Genomic DNA, 23,745 nt, shown 5'->3' on the forward strand with positions numbered 1-23,745 from the left:
CCCCATGACACGATCAGCAATCATCGTCGGCGCCGGGCCCAACGGCCTGGCCGCCGCGGCCCGGCTGGCCGAGCACGGTGCCCAGGTCACCATCTATGAACAGGGGCCACACGTGGGCGGGGCAGCGCGCTCCGCCGACGCCCTGGGGCCGGGAACCACCGTGGATTTGGGTGCCGCGGCCCATCCCTTTGGCATCGGCAGCCCCGCCTTCCGCCACCTGGGACTGGAAAGCCACGGCCTGCGCTGGCTGCACCACCGCTACCCCATGGCCCATCCGCTGGAGTCCGGACCCAGCGCGCTGCTGCACCCGGACCTGGAGGACACCTCCGCGACCCTGGGCGAGGACGCGAACGCGTGGCGGCTGCTGCACCGGGCGGTGGCCGGGCATCCGCTCGAGTCTCTTGCCAACGCCACCGGCCCGCTGCTGCGCATGCCTCCGCACCCCGCACTGATGGCCGGCTTCGGTGCCCGCGCGCTGTGGCCAGCCGGGCCGTTGGCACGGCTGGTCTTCCGCACCGAGGCCGCCCGCGCCCTCTTCGCCGGATCGGCCGCCCACTCCATGCTGCCGCTGGGCCACCCGTTCACCGCCGGCTTCGCGGTGCTCTTCGGCGGCCTGGGCCAGTCCCTGGGCTGGCCGGTGGCACGCGGCGGCACCCAGGCAATCATCAACGCACTGATGCAGCACCTGGCCCTGGCCGGAGTCCAGGTGCACACCAATTCGCCGGTGCGGGACCTGCGCGAGCTCCCGGCCAGCGACGCGATCCTGCTGGATGTGACCCCGCGGCAGCTCCTGCAACTTTCCGGAACCGGCATCGGCGGGCGCTACGCCGAACACCTGCGCCGCTGGAAGTACGGGCCCGGCGCCTACAAGGTCGACTACCTGCTCGACGGCCCGATCCCGTGGCGCGACGAGCGCACCGCGCACGCCGGAACCGTGCACGTGTGCGGCAACCTTGCCGAGGTGACGGCCGCCGAACACGAAGTGGGCAGCGGCCGGCTGCCCGGGCGCCCCTTCGTGATGCTCGCCCAGCCCTCGGCGGTGGACGAATCCCGGGCGGCCGAGGGCCGCCAGGTCATCTGGAGCTACGCGCACGTTCCCAACGGCTGCACCGCCCAGGCCGGGGCGCTGGTCGACCGGCAGATCGAACGCTTCGCCCCGGGCTTCGGGGAGCGGGTGATCGGGCGCGTGGAAACTCCGCCGCGCGCGTTGGAGGACTGGAACCCGAACCTCGTCGGCGGGGACATCGGCGGCGGCTCGCTGCGCGGCACCCAGCAGCTGCTGCGGCCGGCCCCGACGCTGCGTCCGTACCATGCCGGGGCGCCGGGGCTCTACATCTGTTCCTCTTCCACGCCCCCGGGCGGCGGGGTGCACGGGATGGCCGGCTGGCATGCCGCCCGCGCGGTGCTGCGGGATTGGGGCGTCGCGGTGCTTCCCACCCGGAGCCCGGCCGCGGAGCCGCGGCCCGGTTCCCGGTAACGCAGCGCACCGCCCGGGGCCGGATGCTGCGACAGCCGAATCACCTGGGCGCCAGCGGGCGGCTCTGGCCAACGCGCTGTAGGAGGGCAAGCGTGAGGTGGCGGCAGGGGCCCGACCGGCATAACGCCGCGGATCGAAAGCCCCGCCATCACCCTTCCCTGCAACGGGGCCAACAACCGCGCCGGACCGCACCGTCGCCCGCGTGCTGGCGGTGCGCCGAGGGGGAACCGCCAAGCTCTCCGGGATCGAACACTATTCCGAGACCGACGAGCCTTGAAAACGCGGGGAAGGAGAAGGCGATGTCGGCCGCCGAGGACAGCCACCTACCCGGGCTGGCGCGGGCCGGTGGCTCGCGCCAGCCCGCTGGAATGCCGGGGCATCGACTAGGGGCCGGACACGGTCGCACTCGTGGTCCCCCATGATCCGACGTCGGACACGGCGCTGCTGAACGAGGCGACGGCCGCGGCCACTGCCCTGGATTGGAAGCTGCAGGATCCGGTCAACATCCCGGTGCTCGGGTTGCCGGATATTACGCATGCCGAGAGCCGCGAGGAGGGACCCAGCGCCGGGCGCCGAGCCCCGGCGACCGTCCCTCCCTAGCCTTCGAAGTGCGTGGACACCGCTGCGCTGGTGGTGGAGGCGATGACCGCCTCAGCCACGTGGCGAAGCTTGATGTTCCGCGAGCTGGAGGCCGATTTCAGGATTTCGACGGCCCGATCCTGGCTGCACTTGTTTTGGCCCATGATGATGCCCACCGCCAGATCGATCGCGGTCCGCGACGCCAGCGCCAGCTTCAGGTTTTCCTCGTTGTCCCGGAGCTTGGCCATCGTCACCGCTAGGTTCAGCAGTGCCGAGGCATGCTCGGCATGGGATTCCGCCTGCAGAATGGCCTGGTCGTCGAACGCGTGGGTTCTCATCGAGTAGAGGTTGATTGCCGCGGTGTCCTCGGAATTCAATGTCAAGGGGACGGCCAGCATGGAACGCACCCCGGCGTTGTGGATCTCCGCGAAGTACCCGGGCCAGCGGCCATCGGCGGAGATGTCGGGGACACTGATGGTGCGGTGTTCGCTGCACGCGGTCAGGCACGGACCTTCACCAAAGTCGTACTGCACCTCATCGAGGGTCTGGGCCAAGGCGCTGTTGCTTGCCACCGTTCCCACCCGCTTGTGCCTGCGCAGGGTGATGCCGACGTGCACCGGCGCCCCGGGTACAGACAATTCGTCGGCGCTGACATGAGCTAATGCGTTTAGAAACGATTCAAGGTCGTATGTTTCGACCAGGAGATCCCTGAGGTATTCGTTTACCGCGATCATCAGTCAACCTTTCAAGCATTGCCCCTCATATCGACTCGGTTTCGGCTTTCCCTCGACGATGTGAAAACACTATCAAATTGAAGCCGCCCGATGGTCGCCTGGGCCAACCCCGTCGGCCCAGCCCCCTGCTATCCCCAGAATACGGGTTTTTCGTCCACTTACAAGGCAAAGTTCGTGCGTGCCTGCGGTCCGGGTCCCCCGGTTTCCGGGATTCCCGCAAGACCGTTGCGTGGCCGTGTTTCAAGCGGCTTTTCGCCGTCCCGAGTGCGCCTGCGGAGGAAGCCGGGCCATGGGCCGCAGCGCAGGACGTGCACTGCAGCAGGGGTGTGTCGCACACCAGCGGCGGCGGGCGGTTGGAACACGACGGCCGGATCCTTTCCGCAGCTCCGAACGCACCCCGCGAGATACGAAAATCCACCCGTGCACCGGGCGCGTTGCAAAAGCAGAGACTGCCACGAAGTATCGGTCTACGATTAATCCATGACACAGAACCTGGAAGTCGATTGGATCGATTCGCTGACCGCGCATGTCACCAACCGGACCGGGCGTGCGGTGTTTGATGTTGACCTGCGCACGACAGGTCAGGTCACGGTGGATGACAATCCTGACTGGAGCTTCAAGGCCGAGAAGTTGCCCGATGGCGAATTCATCGGCCTCTACCGGATCAAGGACAGCGTGGGCTGGGCAACCTCCCCGCCATTTTTGGAAATGACGTGGCGGAGCGAGGATTCCTCGGAGGAACACTACCGCAGGGTTCCCTTGCATCGCCACCAGGATCCGCCCACGCCTTGAGCACGCCGAGCCGGCGCCGCACCAAACCGGCTCGGCGCCATCGCTTCGGCGCGGCTTGGCGTGCGGCAGAGCCCCCGGTGTAGTCCTCGCCGGTCTTCCTGGGCATGAGCTAGCGCAACTCTCGGCCGGGCGCATCGATCGGGCGCTGTTCACCGTGCATGCGCAGCCCCAGGAACCTCGGGGATCCGGCATCTTCACCGGGCGCTGGATCGGGTAACGCACTTGGACGTCCCTGAGCATCATGGGCACCGGAATCCAGCGGAAGGCCCGGAGCCTAGCGGCCCCGGGCGTGGCCGAATAGGCATTGGGGGACGCAAATGTCGTTGGCGCTGTCCGTCGCCGCACAGTGGTGAAGGAACTGCCCACGTCCCCGGTCCCATCAGGCAGGTCGACATCGACGGGGATCGGCGCGCTCATCGCCGGCCCCTGCGGTAACTGCTCGACGGCGCGGGCACGAGACTGCCGGTTTCATAGTGGTCGAATGCGAGGTTGAGCTGAAACGACAATCCCAGCACCCCGCAATATCAATAAACGACTCGAAGCCAACTCCTTGCTCTCCATGCTCGACCTTGCCCAGGATCGCGCGGCCGCGCCCGCCCGGTCCGCGACCTGCTGCGCGGGCGACCCATGGAACCTCCTTCCCGTGAGAAGTTGCCGCCCGATGTTCACGGCGATTCGACACGTCTTCGGTGGAGTTCGTCCCAGTGCCGTGCCGCCTGTGCGGTCATCGTTACGGCCCGCAAGAAGTTGAGTGGGCCCAAAGCGGGCCATTGGCCACGGTGGGGTTTGGAGGTGGATGCTGGAGCGGGTCGTGACGATGTGAGTAATCCCGTGCCGGCCTTCCGGCCAATTGGCTACAGGCAATTGGTGCCCGAGGAGCATCCGGCCGTGTTCCGCTCCTCCGCCGATGACAAAACCCGCCCCGACTTTCGTCGGGACGGGCATCGCCGTGCGGCCAACCGGGGCACTGGGCCCCAGCCACCGATGGGTTCGGCTGGCCTTAGCGTGCGACCGAGCCTTCGGTGTAGTCGTCGGTGGTCTTCCAGGAGAAGAGCTGGCGCAGTTCGCGGCCGGTCTCTTCGATCGGGTGCTCTTCGCCCTTCTTGCGCAGTGCCATGAACTCCGGCGCGCCGGCATCCTGGTCCTCGATGAAGCGCTTGGCGAAGTTGCCGTTCTGGATGTCGGCGAGAACGGCCTTCATGTTCTCCTTGACCTCCGGGGTGATCACGCGCGGGCCCGAGACGTAGTCGCCGTACTCGGCGGTGTCCGAAACGCTCCAGCGCTGCTTGGCGATGCCGCCCTCCCACATCAGGTCCACGATGAGCTTGAGCTCGTGCAGCACCTCGAAGTAGGCGATTTCCGGCTTGTAGCCGGCTTCGGTCAGGGTCTCGAAGCCGTACTGGATCAGCTGCGAGGCGCCGCCGCACAGGACAGCCTGCTCGCCGAAGAGGTCGGTTTCGGTCTCTTCGGTGAAGGTGGTCTCGATGACGCCGGCGCGGGTGCCGCCGATGGCCTTGGCGTAGGACAGTGCCAGCGCCTTGGCGCCGCCGGTGAAGTCCTGCTCCACGGCGATCAAATCCGGGATGCCGCGGCCGGCTTCGAATTCGCGGCGCACGGTGTGGCCCGGTGCCTTCGGGGCGACCAGGGCGACGTCGACGTTGGCCGGCGGGGCGATGTAGCCGTAGCGGATGTTGAAGCCGTGGCCGAAGAACAGGGCGTCGCCCGGCTGCAGGTTCGCTTCGATGTCGTCCTTGTAGACGTGGCGCTGGACCTGGTCCGGGGTCAGGATCATGATCAGGTCGGCTTCGGCCACTGCCTCGGCGACGGTCACGACGCGCAGGCCCTCGGCCTCGGCCTTGGCGATCGACTTGGAGCCGGCCTTCAGGCCGACGCGCACGTCCACGCCGGAGTCGCGCAGGTTCAGTGCGTGGGCGTGGCCCTGGGAGCCGTAGCCGATGATGGCGACGGTGCGGCCCTGGATGATCGAGAGGTCAACATCGTCGTCGTAGTACATGTCAGTCACTGTGGTGTCTCCTTGGTATCAGTGTAAAGATTTTATGCGTATCAGGCAGAGACGGAGCGCAGGGCGCGGTCCGACATCGATTTGGAGCCGCGCCCGACGGCAAGGGTGCCCGCCTGGACGATCTCGCGGATGCCGAAGGGCTCCAGCACCGCCAGCAGCGCGTGGATCTTCTCGGCGTTGCCGGTGGCCTCGATGATGAGCGAGTCGGTTGACACGTCCACCACGGAGGCACGGAAGAGGTCTGCGGCCTGGGTGACCTGCAGGCGGGTGGCCGCATCGGCGCGCACCTTGACCAGGATATGGTCACGCTGCACCGAAGCCTCGGGCATCAATTCAACGATCTTGATGACGTTGATGAGTTTGTTCAGCTGCTTGGTGACCTGCTCGAGCAGGTCGCCCTCGGCGTCGACGACCACGGTGATCCGGGAAATCCCGTTGATCTCCGTGGGGCCAACGGCCAGCGAGTGGATGTTGAAGGCGCGGCGGGCAAAAAGGCTTGCCACGCGCGTCAGCACGCCCGGGACGTCTTCGACGAGTACGGAAAGAGTGTGTCGTGCCATGGGATTTCTAGTCCTCTTCTTCCCACTCGGGCGTCATGCCGCGAGCAATCTGGATCAGGTCGTTGCTCACGCCGGTGGGGACCATCGGCCAGACCATCGAGTCGCGGGAGACCACGAAGTCGATGACGACCGGGCGGTCGTTGATGGCCAGGGCCTGCTGGATGGTCGCGTCGATGTCCTCGTCGCGTTCGCAGCGCAGGCCAACACAACCATAGGCGTCGGCGAGCTTCACGAAGTCCGGGACACGTGCGGTGCCGGCACCGGTGTTCAGGTCGGTGTTGGAGTAGCGCGAGTCGTAGAACAGGGTCTGCCACTGGCGGACCATGCCCAAACTGGAGTTGTTGATGATCGCGACCTTGATCGGGATGTTGTTGATCACGCAGGTGGCCAGTTCCTGGTTGGTCATCTGGAAGCAGCCGTCGCCGTCGATGGCCCAGACCACGCGGTCGGGGTTGCCGACCTTCGCGCCCATGGCCGCCGGCACCGAGTAGCCCATGGTGCCCAGTCCCCCGGAGTTCAGCCAGGAGGCGGGGCGCTCGTACTTGATGAACTGCGCGGCCCACATCTGGTGCTGGCCCACGCCCGCGACGTACACGGCGTCGGGGCCGGTGAGCTCGCCGATCCGCTGGATCACGTGCTGCGGGGCGGAGAGACCGTCCTGGGTCGGGGTGAAGCCGATCGGGTAGGTCTCGCGCAACCGGCCGATGGTGTTCCACCAGGCCGACAGGTCCGGGGCGCCGCCCTCGGTGAAGCGGGTGCGGCAGGCCTCGGTGAGCTCCGGGATGATCTCCTTGACCGAACCGACGATCGGGATGTCCGCGGTGCGGTTCTTGGAGATCTCCGCCGGGTCGATGTCCGCGTGGATGACCTTCGCGTTGGGCGCGAAGGTGTGCAGCACGCCGGTGACCCGGTCGTCGAAGCGGGCGCCGAGGGTGATCAACAAATCCGACTGCTGCAGCGCGGTGACCGCGGAGACCGAGCCGTGCATGCCGGGCATGCCCACGTGCAGTTCGTGCGAGTCCGGGAACGCGCCGCGGGCCTGCAGGGTGGTGACAACCGGGGCGCCGACCAGCTCGGCGAACTCCTTCAGCTCGGCCGCGGCGTGCGCCTTGATGACGCCGCCGCCGACGTAGAAGACCGGGCGGGAGGAGGCGGCGATCAGCTTGGCCGCCTCGCGGACCTGCTTGTTGTGCCCGCGCACCACGGTCTTGTAGCCGGGCAAATCGATCTTCGGCGGCCAGGAGAACGTCATCTTGGACTGCTGGGCGTCCTTGGTGATGTCCACCAGCACCGGGCCGGGGCGGCCCGTGGAGGCGATATGGAATGCCGAGGCGAGGGTCCTGGGGATGTCCTCGGCCTTGGTGACCAGGAAGGAGTGCTTGGTGATGGGCATGGTGATGCCCACGATGTCCGCCTCCTGGAAGGCGTCCGAGCCGATGAAGGCGCTGTGCACCTGGCCGGTGATGGCAACCATGGGGACCGAGTCCATGTGCGCGTCGGCAATGGAGGTGACCAGGTTGGTGGCGCCCGGTCCGGAGGTGGCGATGCAGACGCCGACCTCGCCGGTGACCATGGCGTAGCCCTGGGCCGCGTGGCCCGAGCCCTGTTCGTGGCGGACCAGGATGTGGTTGATCTTGGTCGAGTCCATGAGCGAGTCGTAGGTGGGCATGATGGCCCCGCCCGGCAACCCGAAGACGTCCTTGACGCCCAATTCTTCCAGTGAGCGCACAATGGCTTGTGAGCCAAGCATCTCGGTGGGAGCAATGATGTTGTTCGGGCCCTGGACCAGGCTCGATGCTTCCACGACGGAAGAGACAGCGGCATCCTTGCTACGGTTGGCGGGCTTGGCCGGCAGCGAGGGGCTGGCGGTGGTTCCGTTACTCATGGGGATATATCCTTCTCTATCTCTTCTAACCCTGCACATAAAAAAACCCCAAAGGCACCTTGCGGCGAATGGGGTTTGCGCGTCACCGAAGCCCTCCAGGTTGTGGAGGGACTCAAGCTCAGCGCTTGATAACTAGTAGTACGGTGCGGTTGTGCATGCATCCAGTTTGGTCGCCGCCGCATCCGGAGTCAAACACCAACACCCCTAATCTCACTATTTGAGATAGGTGTCCGATGGGTGGACGCCTTGTCGGGGTCCACCCATCGTTCCAAGGCTTATTTCCTAGCCACAGTATGCTCCGGTCGAGGCTGACTTGACCAGCTTGGCGTACTTGGCCAGCACGCCGGTGGTGAACTTGGCCGGCAACGGCTCCCAGCCCACCTTGCGCGCCTCGAGCTCCGTGTCCTCGACCAAAAGGTCGAAGGAGCGGGCCGCGATGTCCACGCGGATCTTGTCGCCGTCCTTGACGAACGCGATCGGCCCGCCGTCGACGGCCTCGGGAGCCACGTGGCCGATGCACAACCCGGTGGTGCCGCCGGAGAAGCGTCCGTCGGTGAGCAGCAGCACGTCCTTGCCCAGGCCGGCGCCCTTGATGGCGCCTGTGATGGCAAGCATCTCGCGCATGCCCGGTCCGCCCTTGGGGCCCTCGTAGCGAATGACCACCACGTCCCCGGCGTGGATCTCCCCCGCATCGAGTGCCGCCAGGGCGCCCTGCTCGCGGTCGAAGACCCGCGAGGTTCCCTCGAAGACGTCGGCGTCGAAGCCAGCGGACTTCACGACGGCACCCTCCGGTGCCATCGTGCCGTGCAGCACCGTAATGCCGCCGGTCTTGTGGATCGGGTTGTCCAGCGCGCGCAGGATCTTGCCGTCGATGTCCGGCGGGTTGATCTCCGCGAGGTTTTCGGCAACGGTCTTGCCGGTGACCGTCAGGCAGTCCCCGTGCAGCAGGCCGGCATCCAGCAGGGCCTTCATGATGACCGGCACGCCGCCGATCTTGTCCACGTCGGTCATGACGTAGCGGCCAAAGGGCTTCAGGTCCCCCAGGTGCGGGATCTTGTCGCCGATGCGGTTGAAGTCCGCAAGGGTCAGGTCGACCTCGGCCTCGCGGGCGATGGCCAGCAGGTGCAGCACTGCGTTGGTGGAGCCGCCGAAGGCCATGGTCACGGCGATCGCGTTCTCGAAGGCCTTCTTGGTCATGATGTCGCGGGCCGTGATGCCCTCGCGCAAAAGGTTCACCACTGCCTCACCCGAGGCGCGGGCGAACATGTCGCGGCGGCGGTCGGCCGAGGGCGGGGCGGCGGAGCCGGGCAGGGACATGCCCAGGGCCTCGCCGATGCAGGCCATGGTATTGGCGGTGTACATGCCGCCACAGGCGCCCTCGCCGGGGCAGATCGCCTTTTCGATGCGGGTGAGGTCTTCTTCGCTCATCTTGCCGGCGGCGCAGGCGCCCACGGCCTCGAAGGCGTCGATCAGGGTGACTTCCTTTTCGCTGCCGTCCTCCAGCTTGACCCAGCCGGGCATGATGGAGCCCGCATAGAGGAACACCGAAGCCAAGTCCAGGCGGGCGGCGGCCATCAGCATGCCGGGCAGGGACTTGTCGCAACCGGCCAGCAGCACCGAGCCGTCGATGCGCTCGGCCTGCATGACGACCTCGACGGAGTCGGCGATGACCTCGCGCGAGACCAGCGAGAAGTGCATGCCCTCGTGGCCCATCGAGATGCCGTCGGAGACGGAGATGGTGCCGAATTGCATGGGGAAGCCGCCACCGGCGTGGACGCCTTCCTTGGCGCCCTGGGCCAGGCGGTTAAGCGACAGGTTGCAGGGGGTGATTTCGTTCCACGAACTCGCGACTCCGATCTGCGGCTTGGCGAAGTCGTCATCGCCCATGCCCACCGCACGCAGCATGCCACGGGCCGGGGCCGCGTGTATGCCGTCCGTGACGACCCTGCTGCGGGGCTTGATATCTGGGGTTGTGTCCTGGCTCATGCCCTTGATTCTAGGGCTGGCAGGCACCGAGACCGAACCCGTGACGGCAACCCGACATATTTCGCCCCGCGAATACGAGACATGTGTTCGAAACATCCGATTGGCTAGAGTGGGTGACATGGAGACACTCAACGTTGAATCCAGTGACGATGTCCTCAAGCAACTTTTGCACGAGGCCTTCGATGCTCAAATCCCCAACTTCGGCAGCTACAACCTGGTGGCGGCGGCGGGCACTTCCGGCTCCGCGGGACTCAAGGTGATCGGCTTCCGCCGGGAGCCCGCCGAACTCATCTTGTGCCCGCTAAACCCCCGGAACCTGCGGCCCTCCGAGCGCGCGGTGTCGGTGAACAACACCAATGTCTCCCACGTGGCCCTGGTGCGCGACGGCGGCTACGAGGTGGGCACCAGCACCGGCCGGGTCTATCGCTTCAATGTCCCGGCCCGGTTGTCGCTGAACATCCCGGGAGCCGAGGGTGCCGCGGCCTGCGGCCTGCTGGGCCAGGACGACGACGCGGCCGACTTCGCCGACTTCATGAATGGCTTCATGGACCGCCTTGACCCCACGGTCGAAGCCCAGGAGTAGTTTCGAACATCAGGCAACCCATCGATCGATGCCTTGGCCTCCGCGATTGCGGAAGCCAGGGCATTTGTTTTCCCTGCCGACACCCGCTTGCCGAGCCTTCTCCGGGCACCTGCACCGGCAAATCCGCCCGCCCGATCCCCCGCGGGCGCCATCCACGACCACGCCTGGCGCACCCTCGAAAAGGCGCAGCCGGCAACTTTCCTCGCCCGCCTCGCCAGCGGCCGCAGTGCATTTGTGTGCCCTTGTTTCGTCCGCCCCGGAAGCATAGGTTTGTTCCATAGATCTTTGTTCCCACCAGGTTTTGCACCACCCGATCGTGGCGGAAAAACCGCAAGAGAATTGGGGAAGAACATGGGCGAAGAACCATTGGAGCCCGAGGCCTCCACCGGGCCCGCCCCCTCCCCCGCCCCTGTAGCTCCTGCAGGCGGAACACGAGCAGCGGTCATTTGGACATCCACGGTGGTCGCCGTCTTGGTGCTGATTCTTTTGATAATTTTCATGGTGCAGAACCAGGATCGAGTCACCGTCTATTTCCTGGGATTCCAGGGCCAGCTGGCCCTCGGCGTTGCCATGCTCATTGCCGCTGTCGGCGGTGCCTTGGTGGTCGCGATCGTCGGTGCGGTGCGCATCATCCAGTTGCGGTCCCGCGCCCGCACTGCCAACAAGGCCCGTGCCAAGAACGGCCCCTAGAGCCTGGACCGACAGCCCGTCCCCGAGAACCAAGGCAACCTGCCGCAAGGAAAGGAATTGACGTGACCGACCTCGAAAAGCAAATGAAATCCATCCAGAACCACTTGGCGCTCTGGGCGCAAAAGGCGAAGAAGGACTACCCGGAACAGCTGGAGCATTCGGTGCGCAGCGCCGTGGACCGGCTGGATCCCGCCGCGCTCGCCCACGCCTCGGAGGAGGTGATTGCCACCGTGACAGGCAACCGAAAGACGGCCCGCCGCGCTCGCAAGGTGATCGAGAGGTCGCTGGTCAATGCCAAGCGCAAGGCCGGAACCCGGCATCGGGCGAAGGTCAAGGCCTTGGCATGCCTGGGCATCCTCGCCGCCATCGGCATCCTTGTTGCGGTGGCGGTACGACGGGCATCGCACGGAAGCGAGCCGGTGGCTTACCGGGGACCGCGGCCGACACCGTCCGAGGAAGCCACGGCCGATCCCGACTTCAATATTTAGAGGAGGTTGGTGTTTTTCGTCTGATGGCGTGGCCGTGTCCGAGCCGGCGTGCCTGATTTGGGAAATTTGGCGTCGGAAGATTCCCCTGGCCCAGGAATGAAGGATGACGTTGGGCCTGATGCAGGGGCACGTCGACCTGCTGCGCACCACGGCCTCCTTCTGCGAGAAACGCGTCGCGAAGGACCGCGTCACCTTTGACACCGGCTGGATGTACGCCGCCGGTGGCCTGCCCTATGACTACCCGGGGTTTGTGCATACGGTGCTGGTGGACATGCGGTCCCGGCTGGCTGCGTCCCAGTTCCCGGACCGGATCTTCGAGGTCACCCTGGAGGCGGCGAAGTCCGCCGGGCCGGCGGGCCGCAAACGCGTCCGGGATCCGACGCCCTTGCATAACGCGGTCGCCACGACAGACACCGTGACGCTGCTGCACTCGGGGATCCGGGGCCTGTCGTGTGCCGCCGACAAGGAGTTGGAAGCCGGGCTGCGGGTCGTGCTGGACCGGTTTGAAAACTATGCGAACGCCGGGAAGCCTGTCTGCGCGTGGGATGACGCCGAGGCCCGCAGGGAGCTGGTGGATGTTGACGAATACCGCGCCACCGGCCCCGCCAGTGCCCTGCCACAGGCCGTCACCACGTGTCCTCCCCAAAAACGGGGCGCCTCGGCCGGAGCTGCTGCCCTTGGCCGGGTGCGCCTCACCGGGGCATCAATCCGAAGCAATTTTCCGCAGGGCCTGCCCCTTGTGCATCGCCACGTGGTCGGTCTTGTCGGATTGAATCTCGTATTGGGGATCCGCCTCGCTGCACCGATGCCAATGTCCCTTGTATTCGACGTCCTGGGTGTGGATCTTTCTGATCGTCCCCCGGACGCGCCCGGCCTCGGAATTCCAGCTCACGTGGTCCCCCACGCGGAATTTCGCACCCATGCGTTCTCTCCTTCGGGTTGCTGCGAGGCCGGACGGTGCCCAGGCCGTTCACGCGGTTAGGTCCCCTCGTCCTCCGGGTAATCCTCCGGCAGCGGGCGCCCCAAGGCATCAAGGCCCCCGGATTCCTGGCCGGCCACGTCCGTGGGTTCGTCCACACGGGCGCCGGCTGTGCCTTCCAGGTCCGCCTGCGCCCTGGAACGGTCCTCCTCGCTCACCGGCGATTCTTCCGCGGCCCGGGCTTCGTGCCCCGCGGGCTCGTCGACTTCGCGCTGTGCGTCGTGCAGCGGATCCATGCTCCGAAGGGTCCGTGGATCGTCGGAGGAGCCCTCCTCCACCGGCTGCCCGTCCCTGCCGTCCAGCGGGTTTCCTTCGGATTCGGGATCGGTGCGTGATTCGTGTTCGGGTGTGTTCATTGACATGGCGCTTTCCTTCCGTGAGTGCGATGGGTGTGCGGAGCGGGCTTCGCCGCTGCGGGTGGGATCCGGCTCTCAGCCAGACCCGCTATTGGTCCCGCCGTGCGGAAAGTCCAGCATGCCAGGCCCCTTCAGGGCCCGGTACAGCCCGTAGCCGGCCATGCCCAGCCCGATGAACACGCCGACCCACATGGGCGTGGCGTAGCCCTCGCCCGGATCGCGGCCAATCCAGATGAACAGCCCGAAGACAATCATTAGAATGAGGCCGGTGACCATCAGCACCGCGCCGCGGCGCCTGAAGAATGGCCTGGTGCCCGTGTTTGCGGATTCGTTCTCCATCACTTGCTCCGATCTATTCAGTGGATGTGTTCCCCGGCCTTGCCAGCGCCGGAGGGCGCAGCTTTTTCCACCGGGGGCTGTGCCGGGCCCCCGGACGCGAGGGCGCGGGTTTTGACAACTTTCTGCCGGTACTCGGACTGCAACAGCCCCAGCGTCGCGCTGGCGAAGTCCGGGTCCGCCGAGGCTATTGCATCGGAAACCAGCCATGCGCGCAGGTCCGCGGCGTAGGCATCTGCGGCGGTCGAGGCAATGCAGGTGTGGGTGGCAACACCGGCAATGACCACCTCTTCGACTCCCAGGTCCGTCAGCAGCCCGACGAGGCCGGTGTCCCAAAAGGCGCTGTCGCGTCGCTTGACGACCTCCACCGCTCCGGAAACGTCAAGGTCGGCCAGGTTCCGGGCCTGCTCGCTGCCCTCAAACAGGAAACCTTGGTCGTCATCGAGCATGTTCAACGTCCACGTGGACTTGTCCCTCCTGTGCTCGGTCCGGATGTTCAGGATCGGCATGCCCCTGGAACGGGCAAGTGCCGTCAGGACGTTGCAATGGCGCAGCAGGGACCCGCGGTGCGCGGCCAGTCCAGGGTCCTCGAAGAAGGCGTTCTGCATGTCTACGACCAATAGGGCCACACGTTCGGAAAGCTGTGGGACATCGCTCATTGACTCCTCCGATCCTTGCTGGCGCGGGACCCGGACCATGCGGGCCTTTCTCCACCCTAGGCGGGGCACCGCGAGGGCGCAACGATTCGACAGCACGCCGCCTGCCGCCGGCCAACAGTGCAGCCCGCCCGTGGTCCGCCGATTCCGCGTATCGGCCGAAACCTTCCTCCGCGGCCGCTGGCACCGGGGGGCATTTCCATGGGCCGTGGCAGCGTCCTCCGGCTCTTGGCACTTTCGAGGCACGCGCGGCTGCTCGTCCCCGCAGGGCGCCCCAGCGCGGGCATTCGGATGGTGTTCCGCCGCGGGCCGTGCGGTGATCAATGGGCTTGGCATTGTGGAATGCCAAGTACAAACATTGCAAAGAGGCTACCCATCACTACTTTTTTCAATGTAGGGTCGAAACGTGCATCGCCACAAATGATGCTGAAACTGAACCTTCATCCGAACGGAGAATAGTTATGGGTTTCATTGGTTGGATAGTTCTTGGACTGATTGCCGGCGCTATTGCAAAGGCCATCAAACCAGGCGAACAGGGTGGCGGCTGGATTGCCACCCTGTTGCTCGGAATCGTCGGCGCCGTTCTCGGCGGATGGATCGGATCGGCAATCTTTGGTGTCGGAATCAATGAGTTCTGGGACCTGTCAACATGGTTGCTGGCCATCGGCGGAGCGTTGATCGTTCTCGTTATTTGGGGGCTTTTGACGCGCAAGCGGGCCTGATCGCTGCACAAATGGGGGTGCCCCGGCTTCGGCCGGGGCACCCCTTTTCCGTCTCCCCTGCCTGCACGGGGGTTCGTTGCCGGGCGGGAGACCGCCTCCATGCGCTTTCACGGCACCCCGCCGTCCCTTGGCTGGCGCCGGGGCAGAGCCGGACAAAATTCCCCTGCCACCCGTCCCCTGCGCATTTCCCTTTACGCGGGCCGCCACAGGTCATACGCTCGCCTCATGAGAACTCAATTTAGCTTGTGGCTTGGAATGATAGGCGTCGGATTGTTACTCATGATCATCATCGGCTTCTCCGGGAGGTGAACGGCAATGCGCAAAGCACTACGATCCCAAATGCTCAGTATCACTTTCGCGGTCCTTTTCCTCGGTGCACTGGTGGGACAGTCCTTCGCGGGACTTGGGGTGTACAACGAGAACCAGATCGCCCACGGGTCTTCCCCGGCGGGATACTGGGAATTCGTGACCTCGAGCAACTTCGTCGTCGACGTCGCCGAAAACTGGCAGTCCGAGTACCTGCAGTTCTTCCTGTTCATCCTCGCCACCATTTGGCTGATCCAGCGCGGGTCCCCGGAGTCCAAAATGCCCGGCGACGAGGGCGTGGGCACCGACGAAAGCCAACTGGTCGGTCGATTCGCCAAACCGAACTCGCCGAAATGGGCCAAGGTCGGCGGATGGCGGCTCAAGCTGTATTCCAATTCCTTGTTGCTGGTCATGGGCACGGTGTTCCTTGCGTCCTGGTGGCTGCAGTCGGTTGCCGGCACCGTGGTCTACAACGCGGACCAGCTCGACCACGGACAGCCGCCCGTCGAGTGGATCCAGTACGTTTTCAGCGCGGACTTCTGGGACCGCACGCTCCAGAACTGGCAGTCCGAGTTCCTGGCGGTCGGCAGCATGGTCGCCCTGTCCATCTACCTGCGGCAACGCGGCTCCGCGGAATCCAAGCCCGTCGGAACCCCGCACGCCGAGACCTCCACGGAAGGGGAATAGGAAGCAATGGCCGATGTGCGGCACGTGAACTTCTCCCCCGCAGCGAAACCCACGGTCGGGTCTTCATCCCACCTGGGTTGGGACGTGGAAACGCAATTGCTCATGGCCTCGCGCCGTTGCCAAGGGGATCCTGCACCGATCCTTGCGGCCCTGGCCGACTCCCGGCAGGCACCGCCGACCCCGGGATCGGGCCGGACCACCGCCCTGTGGGAATTCCTCGCCACGCTCGCCGGCGCGGACCTTGCCGCAGCCAGGACCGTGGAACCGCACCTGGATGCCGCCGCCATCCTGTCGCAGGCCGGCATCGGCTGGCAACCGGGAACCACCTGGGGTGTGTTTGCCGCCGAGGGCGGCCCGAACAAACCCGCCACCGCACGGCAAAAAGCACCCGGGGCCGCGTGGACACTCGATGGCCGCAAGCCCTGGTGTTCCCTGGCCGGAACCCTCGACCACGCGGTGGTGACGGCCCACGTCGACGGCGGACGACGGGCCTTCGCCGTGGACCTGCGCCAAGCGGGGGTCACCGCGCATGCGGGTTCCTGGGAGAGCCACGGGCTGGGCAGGATTCCCAGCGAGCCGGTGGATTTCTCGGGTGCCCGGGCCCACCCGGTGGGCGCCACCAACTGGTACCTCGACCGGCCCGGATTCGCGGTCGGCGGCGCGGGCGTAGCCGCCTGCTGGTTCGGCGGCGCCGTGGGCATCTACCGCACCCTCTTTCGCTCCGCGCAGGGGCGTGAACCGGACCAGCTGGCCCGTGCATGGCTGGGCGAGGCGGACCGGCTCCTGGCCGCCGGCGCTGCCCTGCTGCGCGAAGCCGCGCGGGATGCCGATGACGGCACCCTGACGTGGGAAACCGCCCAACGCGTCCGGGGCCACATCGCCGAAACCTGCGAACGCCTGCTGGTGCTGGCCGGCCGAGCCCTGGGCCCGGCCCCGCTCGGCTTCGACCGGGACCATGCGCGCAGGGTCGCGGACCTTGGCATCTACATCAGGCAACACCACTCTTCCCGCGACGATGCGGCGTTGGGCGGACTGCTGCTCGAAGACGCGAACGGAGGCACTGGCCGATGGTGAACTTCAGCCACACCGATCCGGGCACCCCGGAGGCAATGTGGGTCGAAGCAGGCGTGGGCGAACTGCCGCCCCTTCCGGCGGAGGCCGAGCCTGGACGCGCACCCATGGTGCTCATCCTCTCGGCGCACCCCGACGACGAAACGCTGGGAGCGGGGGGCCTGATCCGCCTGGCACTGGCCGCCGGTGCCCGGGTGCACGTCATCGTGGCGACCGCAGGCGAGGCCTCGCATCCGGGATCCCCGGGCCATCCCCCGGAGCGGCTGGCCCGCATCCGGGCCGCCGAACTCGAAGAGGCACTCGCGTCGCTGGGCCCGGCCGGCGACGCGGGCGCGGCCGCCACCTTCGAGTTGCTCGGGCTGCCGGACGGCGCGCTGGCCAAGGACATCCCGGCGGTGGAGGCAGCAGTGCGGGCCGCCGGCCCGGGGCCGGGCGCGATCCTGGTGGCGCCCTACCGCCACGACGGCCACGGGGACCACGATGCACTCGGGTCCCTGGCCGCGCGGCTGGCCCAGGAACTCGGGCTGGGACTGCTCGAATACCCGATCTGGTTCTGGCACTGGGCACGGCCCGACGGCAATCCGGCCTGGACCCGCTGGCATTCCCTGGCCCTGGATCCGCAGACCGCGGCGGCCAAGGCCGCAGCGATGGAATCCCACCGCTCGCAGGTCGCCCCGCTCTCTGCCGCGCCGCAGGACGCGGCCCTGCTGCATGGCCCCTTCCTGCGGCATTTCACCCGCCCCGCCGAAACCTACCGGTACACGCCGGCGGGGCTGCGGGACTCCGGAACGGCGGTTCAGGTCTTTGACGCGCTCTACACCCGGCGCCCCGATCCGTGGCACTACCTGGGCAGCGAGTACGAGGAACGCAAGCGTGCCATCACCCTGGCGTCCTTGCCGCGCCGGCGGTACGGAACGGTGCTGGAACTGGGTTGTTCCATCGGGGTGCTGACCCGCGAGCTGGCACCGCGGGCCCGGTCGCTGCTGGCGTTGGACGCCAGCGAGGTGGCCCTGCGGGACGCCGCGCAGCGTGTGGCGGACCAGCCCCACGTTTCCCTGCTCCGGGCGGTGCTGCCGCACCAGTGGCCCGCGATCGAACCGGCCTCCCAGGACCTCGTGGTGGTCTCGGAGATCGGGTACTTCCTGGCCGCCGACGAATTGGACCAGTTGCTGCTGCGCTGCCGCGAGTCCATGTCCCCCGGCGGGCAGCTGCTGCTGTGCCACTGGTTGCATCCGGTGGAGGGATGGCCCCTGGATGGCGACGGGGTGCATGCCGCCGCCCGGGACCTGGGCCTGGAACCCAAGCTGCTGCATCGCGAAACCGACTTCATTTTGGAAGTCCTCGAAAGGCCCGGCGACGGCGATGAGTGACGTGATCCGGAGGCTGGCCATCGTCGTGCCGGTGCGCAACGAGGAGGCGTTGCTCGGCGGCTGCCTGCGGCACCTGCAGGCAGCCATGAACCAGGTGGGCGACGCACGTCCCGGCCTCCGGGTGGGGCTCACGCTGGTCCTGGACGGCTGCCGCGATGGCTCGGGGGCAATCGCCGAGGCCGCCGTTGCCCGGGATCGCCGCGTCGAGGTGCTTGCCGTGGATTGTGGTTCCGTGGGAGCCACCCGGGCCGCCGGCGTGGCGCAGGCATTGGGCGGACCATCCGCGGCGGGCCGCAGCGGGCTCGCGCATACCTGGATCGCCTGCACGGACGCAGATACCCGGGTGCCGCGGCATTGGCTGACCGGGCAGCTGGAATTGGCCGAATCCGGCGTCGACGTGGTCACCGGGACGGTGGAACCGGACCGGGCGGAACTGGGGGAACACCTCTTTGGATTGTGGCAGCAGTCCCATGTCCGGACCGAAGGCCACGGGCACGTCCACGGGGCGAACCTCGGGGTCCGGGCCTCGGCCTACGTGTCTGTCGGCGGCTTCGATCCGGTGCCGGTGCACGAAGACGCATTGTTGGTCCACAAGCTGCGCGCCAGCGGTGCGCGGATCCGGGCCACCGCCCGGCTGCACGCCGTCACCTCCGGGCGCCTGCGGGGCCGGCTGGAGGCCGGTTTTGCCGATTACCTGCGGGCACTGGACCCCGGAGTCCTGTCGCACGTCGGCAGGCCCGGCCCCTGAGCCGCACGGGTGCAGAGCCTTGCCCCACGTGGTCGAAGCGCATAGGTTGGCAACACCGGACGGAACGTCCCGGTCCAGCGCCTGGGACCGCCCCTGTGGCGGTTTCCCCGCGACACGAAATTGGAGGTGTCCCATGGTCGAACAACCCACGTCCACGCCGGAACCCGACCCGGTGCCCCGGCCGCCTGCCCGCACCCCGCCAGCCAAGGATCCCAAGGACGCCAAGGCCAGCACGCGGGCCGCGGTCGTGTGGGCCTTCACCATCGTCGGCATCGCGGTGCTGATCCTCTTGGTGATCTTCATGATGCAAAACCAGGCGCAGGCCACCATCTACTTCCTCGGATTCCAGGGGCAGATGGCCTTGGGCATCTCGATGCTGCTGGCCGCCGTGGGAGGCGCCGTGGTCGTGGCCATCGTCGCCGCGGTGCGCATCATCCAGCTGCGCAGCCGTGCCGGGGCCGCCTCCCGGCGCCTGGAACGGCACGCAAAATAGCCAAACCGAAGAGAAAGGGGCCCATGATGCATGAGCTCGACAAACAGATGAAGACCGTCCGGGCCCAGCTGGGGCAATGGGCCAAGAAGGCAAAGCAGGAATATCCGGCGCATTTGGAGGACTCGGTGCGCCACGCGGTGGACAAACTCGACCCCGCGGGACTGGCCCGTGCCTCCGAGGAAGTGGTCGCCACCGTCACCGGAAACCGCAAGGCCGCCCGGCGCGCCCGCAAGTCCGTGGAGCAGGCCCTGGTCACGGCACAGCGCAGGATCGGGACCAAGCGGGCCCGCGGATCGGGCACGCTTGCAGTCCTGGGCATCGTGGCCCTGATCGGCCTGGCGGCGGCGGTGGTGCTCCGCAAGGCTGTCGGACCGCACGGCCGGAACCCCGGCCCGGCCGGCCCGAACCCCGCCTCCCACACCCGGCCCGTGGATCCCGACCTGGGCACCTGATCCGGCTCGTATTTCCCGGGGCCCCTTGTCGTTGGGCCAGCGCCAAGGCTTGGCCCTGCCTTCTGGCCCCCCGGGCACCTCCACCCCGGCCACGGGACCGTGTTCGGTCCGTGCCAGGCTGCCCCCTGCGGCACGAGGTGCAAAACCATGGACAGCCTCGGTGGCCCGTCTTAGCGTTGGGTTCATGCACCAATCGCTTCGGCCATCGAAGCAATTCATAGCGGACCCCAGGGCCGGCCAGCCGGCGCTGCACCCGCACCGGACCGGCAATGAGGAGGAACCATGTACTTCAAGGATTCGTGCCCCCCGTCCCTCGCGCCAGGGCTGGCCCGCCGCAGCAGGACTGCCGTGGCGGTGGCCGCAGCCGGCTCGATGCTTCTGGTCGGCTGTGCCACCGGCACCCAGCCCAACGTCACGCCGCAGGGTCCGGATCCGTTCCCGGCCGGCGCCGAGCTCAGCGGGGTGCTCAACATCATGGGCTACAACGCCGACGCCGACGAAGTCGCCCGCACCCGTGCGGACCTCGCGGGCAAGGCCATCGCCCCGGCGACCGTCAAGGCCGTGGAGGGCGAGCTGGATGTCCAGCAATTCCTCTCGGCGGTGGCGGCAGGGGATGCCCCGGATTTGATCTATGCCAACCGCGACCAGCTGGGCACCTTCGCCGCCCGCAAGGCCATCATGCCGATCGACACCTGCATCACCGGGGAGGCGATCTCCCTCAACGACTTCCGCAAGCCCGCCCTCGACCAGGTCACCTTCGGCGGACACATCTACGGCATCCCGGAGTTCAACCAGGTCCAGATCGTCATGGCCAACCGCACGCTGTTGGAAAAAGCGGGACTGGACACCACCGATGTGGACGGATCGGACTGGAGCAAGGTCACCGAGGCCAACAAGAAGCTGGCGCAGCAGAAGGGATCCAAGCCCTCGGTCATCGGCTTCGACTCGAAGCTGCCCGAGTTCCTGCCGCTGTGGGCCAAGGCCAACGGTGCGGACATGATCTCCGCCGACGGAAAGAAAGCCCAGCTCGACGACCCGAAGGTCGTGGCGGCCCTGGAATTCGGCGTCGGCATCTACACCGACCAGGGAGGCTTCGGCTCGGTGAAGGCATTCCGCGATTCGGCCGACTTCTTCGGCAAGGGCAACCAGTTCGCCACCGGGGTGCTGGGGGCCATGCCCATGGAACAGTGGTACGTCAACATCCTCAACGACGTCTCTGCCCAGGCCCCCATGGCCTTTGACACCTTCAAGACCACCTCCGGGCAACCCTTGAGCTTCGGCTCGGGATCCGCCTGGGCGATTCCGGCGGCCGGAAAGAATCCGCAGGCCGCCTGCCGCTACATCAAGACCATCTCCGAGACCGCCTCGTGGATGGCCGCAGCCGAGGCCCGGGCCACGGCGCGCCAGAAGGAAAAGAAGCCGTTCACCGGCCTGTTCACCGCCAACCAGAATGCCGATGAACAAATCAAGGCCAAGTACGTCGACTCCTCCACCGCCCTGGAAAGCCCGTGGAAGGAAGCGGTGCAGGCCTCCTACGAGGCCAACGAAGCGTCGTTCTCATTGCCGGCCAACCCGGCGGACGCCCAGTTCAAGCAGGCCTGGCTGGACGGGGTCAACCGCGTGCTCAACTCCAAGGCCTCCCCGGCCGAATCCATGGCCACTGCCCAGAAGGAGGCCCAGGCGGCCCTGGACAAGGCGTGGTCAACGCTGGAAAAGGCCGACGCCGACGGCAGCGCCGGATAGCGGGGCAGTCGGTGGACACCGCAAGAACCTATAGGCTGCGCAAGCGCAACCGGCGCCAGACCCGGAATGCGCTGCTGTTCATCTCCCCGTGGATCCTCGGCTTCCTGGTCTTCACGCTGTGGCCGATCCTCTACAGCGGGTACCTCTCGCTGACCGACTACGACGTGCTCAACGACCCGAACTTCGTGGGACTGGAAAACTACCGCCAGCTCGGGGAGGACCCCCGGGTGCTGCTCTCGTTGCGCAACACGATGTTCTATGCGGCATTGTCGGTGCCGCTGCACATCGGCATCGCGCTGCTGCTGGCCATGCTGCTGATGCGGGCCAGGCGTGCCACCGGCTTCTTTCGCACCGTGTTCTATTTGCCCAACATGACGCCCCCGGTGGCCGTGGGCATCTTGTTGCTGCTGCTTTTCAACGGGCACAACGGGCTGGTCAATGCGGTGCTGGGCTTCGTCGGTATCCCGGGGCCGGATTGGACCACCGACAGCACCTGGATCAAGCCTGGGCTTGTGCTGATGAGCCTGTGGACCCTGGGCGGGTCCACCATCATCCTGCTGGCGGCGTTGAACAACGTGCCCCGGGACCTCTACGACGCGGCCTTGGTGGACGGTGCCGGTCCGTTGCGCCGCTTCACGTCCGTGACCGTGCCGATGATCTCGGGCACGTTGTTCTTCCTGGTCATTGTCAACACCATTGCGGCACTGCAGTCTTTCACCGAGGCCTACACCGCGTACTTCGGGGCAGGAAACGGGACCTACAGCAACGATGCCGCTCTGTTCTACGTCATCTACCTCTTCCGGCAGGCGTTCGAATACCTGAACATGGGCTTCGCCTCGGCCATGGCTTGGCTGCTCTTCGCCATCATCATGGTCATCACCGCGATCCAGTACGTCGTGGGACGCAAGCTGGTTTTCTACGAAGGAGAAGACGGTGGCTAGCACCCCGATCCTGAAGCCAGTCCCTGCCGTCGAGCCGGACCCCGGGCCGGTTCCCGTCCCGGAGTTGAGCAGGACGCGGCCCAAGAGACGCTCGCCGCTCAAACTCCTGCTGTGGCTTGCGCTCCTGGCGGCCACGGCGGTATTCGTCTACCCGCTGGTCTGGCTTGTTTCGGCATCGTTCAAGCCGCAGTCCGAGGTCTTCGACAACCGGCTGTTCCCGCAAACCCCCACCTTGGCAAACTATGTGGAAATCTGGAACGCGGCGCCGTTGGCGCTGTGGATGGGCAACACCGTGCTGGTCACCGTGCTGGCGGCCGTGGCGGTGACGCTGAGCAGCTCCATGGTGGCTTGGGGTTTTGCCTACTACCGCTTCCGCGGCCGCAATGCGCTGTTCTTCCTGGTGCTGGCCACGATGATGTTGCCCGGGGCCGTCACGTTGATCCCCACGTTCCTGATCTGGAACGCGTTGGGGCAGGTAGGCACGCTCACCCCGCTGTGGGCCGGGAACTTGTTCGGCTCGGCCTTCTACATCTTCCTGCTGCGCCAGTTCTTCCTCGGGGTGCCCCGACAGATCTTCGAGGCGGCCCGCACCGACGGCGCCAACGACTGGCAGCTCTTCCGCCATTTTGCCCTGCCGCTGTGCAAGCCGGCCCTGATCGTCACCCTGCTCTTTGAGGCCCAGGCGGCGTGGACGGACCTGATGCGTCCGCTGATCTACCTGCGGGATTCGAGCACGTTCACGGTCCCCCGCGGGCTCAAGGCCATGGTGGACCAGTTCGGCTTCGCCGGCAACTGGCACTGGGAATTGATTGTCACGGCCAGCGTGATCACCACGTTGCCGATGATCGTGATGTTCTTCATCGGCCAGCGGCACTTCATAGAGGGTGTAGCCACCACCGGCCTCAAGGGCTGAACGGGGTTTCCAGCGGCAACGCGATCCACACGGCTGCCGATACCTGGTCGAAGAGGCACCGAAAATGCATCAACACCAGCTTCCGCTACGGACGGGTGCCGCCCCGACCGGACAGCACCCTCGACTGACATCTGGCACCTTCACGGTGGTGTGGCTGCGGATGCATGGCGGCGGT

The 23,745-nt window shown here is 66.7% G+C and carries 25 protein-coding genes; 17 read left to right on the plus strand and 8 right to left on the minus strand.

The window, feature by feature from the left end:
* Nucleotides 1–4: 4 nt before the first annotated feature.
* Together FPY90_RS05505 and FPY90_RS05510 are read left to right on the plus strand one after the other, a co-directional pair.
* Nucleotides 5–1,477, plus strand: coding sequence for a phytoene desaturase family protein (locus tag FPY90_RS05505; RefSeq protein WP_498684326.1), 1,473 nt, complete (start codon nt 5–7; stop codon nt 1,475–1,477).
* A gap of 408 nt (nt 1,478–1,885) precedes the next feature.
* Complete coding sequence (locus FPY90_RS05510) at nt 1,886–2,077, plus strand: hypothetical protein (protein ID WP_498684328.1); 192 nt, start codon at nt 1,886–1,888, stop codon at nt 2,075–2,077.
* Here FPY90_RS05510 and FPY90_RS05515 read toward each other — a convergent pair.
* Complete coding sequence (locus FPY90_RS05515) at nt 2,074–2,790, minus strand: GAF and ANTAR domain-containing protein (protein WP_498684331.1); 717 nt, start codon at nt 2,788–2,790, stop codon at nt 2,074–2,076. The genes FPY90_RS05510 and FPY90_RS05515 overlap by 4 nt on opposite strands.
* Nucleotides 2,791–3,270: 480 nt before the next feature.
* On the opposite strand from FPY90_RS05515, the gene FPY90_RS05520 reads away from it, so the two are divergent.
* Nucleotides 3,271–3,582: a hypothetical protein gene (locus FPY90_RS05520; RefSeq protein WP_071216535.1), complete on the plus strand. Its 312-nt coding sequence runs from the start codon at nt 3,271–3,273 to the stop codon at nt 3,580–3,582.
* 1,000 nt (nt 3,583–4,582) lie between these two features.
* Here FPY90_RS05520 and ilvC read toward each other — a convergent pair.
* The 4 genes from ilvC to ilvD form a co-directional block, all read right to left on the minus strand.
* The gene (gene ilvC / locus FPY90_RS05525; RefSeq protein WP_498684333.1) at nt 4,583–5,605 is read right to left on the minus strand and encodes a ketol-acid reductoisomerase; all 1,023 of its coding nucleotides are present in this window, start codon (nt 5,603–5,605) and stop codon (nt 4,583–4,585) included.
* Nucleotides 5,606–5,646: 41 nt separating this feature from the next.
* Nucleotides 5,647–6,165 carry an acetolactate synthase small subunit gene (ilvN, locus tag FPY90_RS05530; RefSeq protein WP_071216540.1) on the minus strand — a complete coding sequence of 173 codons (519 nt, stop codon included), beginning with the start codon at nt 6,163–6,165 and terminating at the stop codon, nt 5,647–5,649.
* 7 nt (nt 6,166–6,172) lie between these two features.
* Nucleotides 6,173–8,050, minus strand: a complete 1,878-nt coding sequence (locus tag FPY90_RS05535; RefSeq protein ID WP_071216541.1) for an acetolactate synthase large subunit — start codon at nt 8,048–8,050, stop codon at nt 6,173–6,175.
* A gap of 282 nt (nt 8,051–8,332) precedes the next feature.
* Nucleotides 8,333–10,036, minus strand: coding sequence for a dihydroxy-acid dehydratase (gene ilvD, locus FPY90_RS05540; protein ID WP_498684337.1), 1,704 nt, complete (start codon nt 10,034–10,036; stop codon nt 8,333–8,335).
* A 118-nt stretch (nt 10,037–10,154) separates the two neighbouring features.
* Here ilvD and FPY90_RS05545 point away from each other — a divergent pair, with 118 nt between their 5' ends.
* The 4 genes from FPY90_RS05545 to FPY90_RS05560 all read left to right on the plus strand — a co-directional run bounded on the left by FPY90_RS05545 (nt 10,155) and on the right by FPY90_RS05560 (nt 12,779).
* Nucleotides 10,155–10,619 carry a hypothetical protein gene (locus FPY90_RS05545; protein ID WP_071216543.1) on the plus strand — a complete coding sequence of 155 codons (465 nt, stop codon included), beginning with the start codon at nt 10,155–10,157 and terminating at the stop codon, nt 10,617–10,619.
* A 498-nt stretch (nt 10,620–11,117) separates the two neighbouring features.
* Nucleotides 11,118–11,309 (plus strand): LapA family protein, encoded by a 192-nt coding sequence (locus tag FPY90_RS05550; protein ID WP_498684340.1) that lies wholly within the window; start codon nt 11,118–11,120, stop codon nt 11,307–11,309.
* A 62-nt stretch (nt 11,310–11,371) separates the two neighbouring features.
* Nucleotides 11,372–11,797: a hypothetical protein gene (locus FPY90_RS05555; RefSeq protein WP_071216544.1), complete on the plus strand. Its 426-nt coding sequence runs from the start codon at nt 11,372–11,374 to the stop codon at nt 11,795–11,797.
* 103 nt (nt 11,798–11,900) lie between these two features.
* Nucleotides 11,901–12,779, plus strand: coding sequence for a transposase (locus FPY90_RS05560; protein ID WP_498684342.1), 879 nt, complete (start codon nt 11,901–11,903; stop codon nt 12,777–12,779).
* On the opposite strand, the gene FPY90_RS05565 is transcribed toward FPY90_RS05560, so the two are convergent.
* From FPY90_RS05565 to FPY90_RS05575, 3 genes are all read right to left on the minus strand, one after another.
* Complete coding sequence (locus tag FPY90_RS05565; protein ID WP_498684344.1) at nt 12,776–13,138, minus strand: hypothetical protein; 363 nt, start codon at nt 13,136–13,138, stop codon at nt 12,776–12,778. The genes FPY90_RS05560 and FPY90_RS05565 overlap by 4 nt on opposite strands.
* 69 nt (nt 13,139–13,207) lie before the next feature.
* A complete protein-coding gene (locus FPY90_RS05570; RefSeq protein ID WP_498684346.1) occupies nt 13,208–13,471 on the minus strand; it encodes a hypothetical protein in 264 nt (87 codons plus the stop codon).
* A 17-nt stretch (nt 13,472–13,488) separates the two neighbouring features.
* On the minus strand, nt 13,489–14,127 hold the full coding sequence (locus FPY90_RS05575; RefSeq protein ID WP_498684347.1) for a cysteine hydrolase family protein: 639 nt from the start codon (nt 14,125–14,127) through the stop codon (nt 13,489–13,491).
* Between the two features lie 458 nt (nt 14,128–14,585).
* Here FPY90_RS05575 and FPY90_RS05580 point away from each other — a divergent pair, with 458 nt between their 5' ends.
* From FPY90_RS05580 to FPY90_RS05625, 10 genes are all read left to right on the plus strand, one after another.
* Nucleotides 14,586–14,846, plus strand: coding sequence for a GlsB/YeaQ/YmgE family stress response membrane protein (locus tag FPY90_RS05580; RefSeq protein WP_071216551.1), 261 nt, complete (start codon nt 14,586–14,588; stop codon nt 14,844–14,846).
* 315 nt (nt 14,847–15,161) lie between these two features.
* Nucleotides 15,162–15,839, plus strand: a complete 678-nt coding sequence (locus FPY90_RS05585; protein ID WP_498684351.1) for a DUF6766 family protein — start codon at nt 15,162–15,164, stop codon at nt 15,837–15,839.
* A gap of 6 nt (nt 15,840–15,845) precedes the next feature.
* Nucleotides 15,846–16,913 carry an acyl-CoA dehydrogenase family protein gene (locus tag FPY90_RS05590; protein ID WP_071216554.1) on the plus strand — a complete coding sequence of 356 codons (1,068 nt, stop codon included), beginning with the start codon at nt 15,846–15,848 and terminating at the stop codon, nt 16,911–16,913.
* On the plus strand, nt 16,907–18,280 hold the full coding sequence (locus FPY90_RS05595) for a PIG-L family deacetylase (protein ID WP_498684353.1): 1,374 nt from the start codon (nt 16,907–16,909) through the stop codon (nt 18,278–18,280). Before FPY90_RS05590 ends, FPY90_RS05595 begins: the two co-directional genes overlap by 7 nt.
* Entirely contained in the window at nt 18,273–19,028 is a 756-nt protein-coding gene (locus tag FPY90_RS05600) for a glycosyltransferase family 2 protein (protein ID WP_071216556.1), read from the plus strand. The genes FPY90_RS05595 and FPY90_RS05600 overlap by 8 nt, the downstream gene beginning before the upstream one ends.
* Before the next feature lie 133 nt (nt 19,029–19,161).
* Nucleotides 19,162–19,521 (plus strand): lipopolysaccharide assembly protein LapA domain-containing protein, encoded by a 360-nt coding sequence (locus FPY90_RS05605; RefSeq protein WP_071216558.1) that lies wholly within the window; start codon nt 19,162–19,164, stop codon nt 19,519–19,521.
* Nucleotides 19,522–19,544: 23 nt separating this feature from the next.
* Nucleotides 19,545–19,973, plus strand: coding sequence for a hypothetical protein (locus tag FPY90_RS05610; protein WP_071216559.1), 429 nt, complete (start codon nt 19,545–19,547; stop codon nt 19,971–19,973).
* 282 nt (nt 19,974–20,255) lie between these two features.
* Nucleotides 20,256–21,716, plus strand: a complete 1,461-nt coding sequence (locus FPY90_RS05615; RefSeq protein ID WP_083411503.1) for an ABC transporter substrate-binding protein — start codon at nt 20,256–20,258, stop codon at nt 21,714–21,716.
* 11 nt (nt 21,717–21,727) lie between these two features.
* Nucleotides 21,728–22,657: a carbohydrate ABC transporter permease gene (locus tag FPY90_RS05620; protein ID WP_083411504.1), complete on the plus strand. Its 930-nt coding sequence runs from the start codon at nt 21,728–21,730 to the stop codon at nt 22,655–22,657.
* Nucleotides 22,650–23,570, plus strand: coding sequence for a carbohydrate ABC transporter permease (locus FPY90_RS05625; protein WP_083411505.1), 921 nt, complete (start codon nt 22,650–22,652; stop codon nt 23,568–23,570). Before FPY90_RS05620 ends, FPY90_RS05625 begins: the two co-directional genes overlap by 8 nt.
* The last annotated feature ends 175 nt before the right edge of the window (nt 23,571–23,745 follow it).

Origin of the sequence: Arthrobacter sp. C2 (genome assembly GCA_024207135.1) — a bacterium.
GTDB lineage: Bacteria > Actinomycetota > Actinomycetes > Actinomycetales > Micrococcaceae > Paeniglutamicibacter.

Coding starts and splice junctions, on each gene's coding strand:
- ilvD (WP_498684337.1), bottom strand. CDS start 10,036: ATGAGCCAGGACACAACCCCAGATATCAAGCCCCGCAGCAGGGTCGTC.
- FPY90_RS05550 (WP_498684340.1), top strand. CDS start 11,118: ATGGTGCAGAACCAGGATCGAGTCACCGTCTATTTCCTGGGATTCCAG.
- FPY90_RS05600 (WP_071216556.1), top strand. CDS start 18,273: ATGAGTGACGTGATCCGGAGGCTGGCCATCGTCGTGCCGGTGCGCAAC.
- FPY90_RS05515 (WP_498684331.1), bottom strand. CDS start 2,790: ATGATCGCGGTAAACGAATACCTCAGGGATCTCCTGGTCGAAACATAC.
- FPY90_RS05585 (WP_498684351.1), top strand. CDS start 15,162: ATGCGCAAAGCACTACGATCCCAAATGCTCAGTATCACTTTCGCGGTC.
- FPY90_RS05605 (WP_071216558.1), top strand. CDS start 19,162: ATGGTCGAACAACCCACGTCCACGCCGGAACCCGACCCGGTGCCCCGG.
- FPY90_RS05595 (WP_498684353.1), top strand. CDS start 16,907: ATGGTGAACTTCAGCCACACCGATCCGGGCACCCCGGAGGCAATGTGG.
- FPY90_RS05545 (WP_071216543.1), top strand. CDS start 10,155: ATGGAGACACTCAACGTTGAATCCAGTGACGATGTCCTCAAGCAACTT.
- FPY90_RS05505 (WP_498684326.1), top strand. CDS start 5: ATGACACGATCAGCAATCATCGTCGGCGCCGGGCCCAACGGCCTGGCC.
- FPY90_RS05520 (WP_071216535.1), top strand. CDS start 3,271: ATGACACAGAACCTGGAAGTCGATTGGATCGATTCGCTGACCGCGCAT.
- ilvN (WP_071216540.1), bottom strand. CDS start 6,165: ATGGCACGACACACTCTTTCCGTACTCGTCGAAGACGTCCCGGGCGTG.
- FPY90_RS05535 (WP_071216541.1), bottom strand. CDS start 8,050: ATGAGTAACGGAACCACCGCCAGCCCCTCGCTGCCGGCCAAGCCCGCC.
- FPY90_RS05560 (WP_498684342.1), top strand. CDS start 11,901: ATGACGTTGGGCCTGATGCAGGGGCACGTCGACCTGCTGCGCACCACG.
- FPY90_RS05575 (WP_498684347.1), bottom strand. CDS start 14,127: ATGAGCGATGTCCCACAGCTTTCCGAACGTGTGGCCCTATTGGTCGTA.
- FPY90_RS05565 (WP_498684344.1), bottom strand. CDS start 13,138: ATGTCAATGAACACACCCGAACACGAATCACGCACCGATCCCGAATCC.
- FPY90_RS05570 (WP_498684346.1), bottom strand. CDS start 13,471: ATGGAGAACGAATCCGCAAACACGGGCACCAGGCCATTCTTCAGGCGC.
- FPY90_RS05610 (WP_071216559.1), top strand. CDS start 19,545: ATGATGCATGAGCTCGACAAACAGATGAAGACCGTCCGGGCCCAGCTG.
- FPY90_RS05580 (WP_071216551.1), top strand. CDS start 14,586: ATGGGTTTCATTGGTTGGATAGTTCTTGGACTGATTGCCGGCGCTATT.
- FPY90_RS05615 (WP_083411503.1), top strand. CDS start 20,256: ATGTACTTCAAGGATTCGTGCCCCCCGTCCCTCGCGCCAGGGCTGGCC.
- FPY90_RS05590 (WP_071216554.1), top strand. CDS start 15,846: ATGGCCGATGTGCGGCACGTGAACTTCTCCCCCGCAGCGAAACCCACG.